We start from the raw sequence: 1,748 nt of genomic DNA on the forward strand, positions 1-1,748 counted from the left end.
AGGCTCTAGGAAGGTATTTTAGAAAGGTATCCACAGTAATCCATGTCACCACAGGCGCTACTAGCAATACTGGACTCGGATTAACCCAGTTACTGCGATAGTCAATTAAACGACGAACCAACGGCATCAGAAACCATAGCCACCACATAAAACCTAAGTAGAGGACAGGATACCGTCGATAGAGAAAAAGGCCCACGGCAAACCCTACCACAGGCAACAGAATACGCATAATGCTGCCAGCACCAGCAATAATGCCCAGTATTGTAATGACAACAAATAACAGGATGGCTGTCCAAGCAGGGGCTGGTTCTAGTTTGATAGGAATTCCTTTTGTCATTAGGTGTTAGGGATTAGATACACAGCAGTTCTCAATTGGGTGAGGTGAAAAGTCCGAGGTTTTAGGGAGTAGGGAGTAGGGAGTAGGGAGTAGGGAGTAGGGAGTAGGGAAAAGGCAAGAGGCAAGAGGCAAGAGGTAATAAATTATATAAGAATGGAAATGTAAAAAAATGTAATACTTTTTTGAATTCATTTGTAAATGCTATATCTAATAGATTAGAGATTAGTTAGTAGAGCGTTTATTAGTAAGCCTGAAGTACATTTAAATTTTATTTCTTGTTCCCTGTTCCCTGCTCCCTGCTCCCTGCTCCCTAAAACCAAGACATTATTCACCCAAAACCCTTCAACCGTCCCTTTTGCTAGCCTAAGCACTTTTTCCAGCTCAACCAACCTTGCCAACGTCCACGCAAAGAAGCAAGGCACTTTTGTCCTGCTAAAAGTCCTTCTTTGGGCAAAGACCGTAAACATTGTAGGAAACCGGGTTTAATTTGTGTTCCCACCAATGTTGACCAAACTATAAATATCATTCGTTGTAGAACAGGAAAGTAATCTAACAAAACTATAGTTTCATTATGTGCCGCATTAATCAGGGCAGTATCGCTAAAAACTATGCCTCGCTGATCCTCATCAAAACGCTGTGCTGGATAGTGGTCTACTGCTACCCCTGGGTCATAAATTAGCTTCCAACCTGCTTTTCTTAGGGCTAGACTAAAGGCCAGATCATTATGGACTTGAGCTCCTTTCCCTCGTAGACGCTCATCAAAGCGCAAGCCCGATATAGCAGTCCGTCGATAGCTCATGTTAGCTCCTTTCAGGACATCCACCTCCCGAGGTAAACCTACCCCCAGGTGATGATTACCAATCACCCGTCCATACCATTGCACTCGACCCACTCGTTCTCTAGCGCCATTTTCCAGGTAGTTACCCAGATGTACCCAATCCCGTCCACCGACACCTCCGATCCGGTGATCTGACAGAAAGTGAGTTTCAATATCAGCTAACCAATTGCCACGGGGAGCAGCATCATCATCGGTAATAGCAATAATATCTCCCTGTGCTCTATCAAGACCTGCGTTGAGAGCAGCCACTTGCCCGGGAATAATTAATTTCACAGGACGCATGGGTAAAACCTCAGGGTTGAATGCTTCAAGAAATGCCCAAGTTTCAGCATCAGTATCCCGTACAATCACCAAGACCTCATCCGCTGGTCGAGTTTGCTTCTCCAGGGCCTTTAAACACCGTTCTAGGTCTTTTGAACGGCGATAGGTGGGGACTATAACAGTGATTCTCATTTATTCTACTGTTGAGTTAGGTTGAACGCGATTGCGTGGCCTTTTGGCCAAGGTTATTAGGTTGAAGGTTGAAGGTTGAAGCTTGAAGGTTGTTTGTCAGAATGCAGAATTTAGAATTTA

At 44.4% G+C, this 1,748-nt stretch carries 2 protein-coding genes and 1 pseudogene; all 3 read right to left on the reverse strand.

All coding sequences use genetic code 11. The features are described from left to right. Positions 1 to 337, reverse strand: a pseudogene (locus F6K49_RS45940) (O-antigen ligase domain-containing protein); the annotation flags it as partial. Beyond that, on the reverse strand, positions 337 to 462 hold the full coding sequence (locus F6K49_RS45945; RefSeq protein WP_293109020.1) for a hypothetical protein: 126 nt from the start codon (positions 460 to 462) through the stop codon (positions 337 to 339). The gene F6K49_RS45945 and the pseudogene F6K49_RS45940, both read right to left, overlap by 1 nt. A 233-nt stretch (positions 463 to 695) precedes the next feature. Then, positions 696 to 1,628 (reverse strand): glycosyltransferase family 2 protein, encoded by a 933-nt coding sequence (locus tag F6K49_RS45950; RefSeq protein ID WP_293109023.1) that lies wholly within the window; start codon positions 1,626 to 1,628, stop codon positions 696 to 698. Positions 1,629 to 1,748: the final 120 nt, after the last annotated feature.

It is taken from the genome of Moorena sp. SIO3I6, assembly GCF_010672095.1.